General features: G+C 61.6%; 2 protein-coding genes and 1 pseudogene. All 3 read left to right on the top strand.

The features are described 5' to 3' along the window. Positions 1-282: 2-oxo acid dehydrogenase subunit E2 (locus U1769_RS25165; protein ID WP_332720892.1), on the top strand; the 282-nt coding region annotated here is incomplete at its 5' end. Beyond that, positions 212-694: pseudogene (locus U1769_RS25160) on the top strand (epoxide hydrolase N-terminal domain-containing protein); the annotation flags it as partial. The gene U1769_RS25165 and the pseudogene U1769_RS25160, both read left to right, overlap by 71 nt. Positions 695-760: 66 nt before the next feature. After that, positions 761-1,199 (top strand): alpha/beta fold hydrolase (locus tag U1769_RS25155; RefSeq protein WP_332720893.1); only part of this gene is annotated, 439 nt, incomplete at its 3' end.

Here is a 1,199-nt window from a genome sequence, read left to right as displayed (position 1 = left end):
GCCGAGATGTCCGGATCCTCGATGAGCGTATCATCCCTAGGTCATATTGGCGGAACGGCGTTCACGCCGATCATCAATGCGCCCGACGTTGCGATCCTGGGGGCCACGGCTCTCCAAGTCCGCGCGGTGCCCACGGATGAGGGCGGGGTCGCTTTTCGGCGCATGCTGCCTTTATCGCTGAGCTACGACCATCGCGTAATCAACGGTGCGGATGCAGCAAGGTTTGTCCGCGCGATCGGCGAGCGATTGGCCAGCCCCAACCTGTTCGGGCCGGATGCTTAGGCATATGGCCGCACAGGACCAGCAGAAGGACGGCAATGGGCGTACCCCGGTCCGACGAGCGATATCACCATCGCTTCGACGATCATGGTGGACACATTTGGCCGATCATCGCGCAGGGAACACGATCCAGAAAGAAGACCCCATCATGGACCTTTGCACGCCGGCGCCGATTGCCATTCCGCAAGCCGAACTCGACGATCTGCGACAGCGCCTTGAACATGTGCGCTATCCCGATGACGCTACGGAGCCTGGCTGGGCGCAGGGAGTCCCGCTCAACGTGATGAAAGCGCTGATCGAAACCTGGCGCACCAGCTAGGATTGGCAATGCTGCGAACGCGCCCTGAATGCCATGGGACCGCACCAAACCCGCATCGACGGGCTCGACATCCACTTTCTCCACATTCGCTCGCGCCATGAGGATGCGCTGCCGATCATTCTGACCCATGGTTGGCCGGGGTCGGTATTGGAGTTTGCCAAGGTGATCGCCCCACTGACGTCTCCGCTCGATCATGGCGGGACAGCGAAGGATGCCTTCCACGTCGTCATTCCTGCTCTGCCCGGCTTCGGATTCTCGGGTAAGCCGCGCGAACGTGGCTGGGGTGTGGAGCAGACGGCAAAGGCTTGGGCCGAACTCATGCGGCGGCTCGGCTATAATCGCTACGTGGCGCAGGGTGGCGACTGGGGTTCGGCCGTCACTGTGCAGATGGGCGTTCAGATGCCCGACGGCCTGGCCGCCATTCACCTCAACATGCTGTCGGCTCGGCCGCCAGTGCTGGACGAACAGCTTGATCCCGATGAAGCGGAAGCCGTCGAAGCACTGGATCACTACGCGAAAATCGAGTCAGGATATGCTCGCCTGCAAGCGAGCCGACCGCAAACTATGGGCTATGCATTGGCTGATTCGCCGTCAGGTCAGG

This window comes from Parasphingomonas zepuensis (genome assembly GCF_036663735.1).
In the GTDB taxonomy this organism is placed as follows: Bacteria; Pseudomonadota; Alphaproteobacteria; order Sphingomonadales; family Sphingomonadaceae; genus Sphingomonas.
The sequence above is the reverse complement of the archived record's forward strand: the minus strand, read 5'-3'. Positions and strand labels throughout refer to the sequence as shown.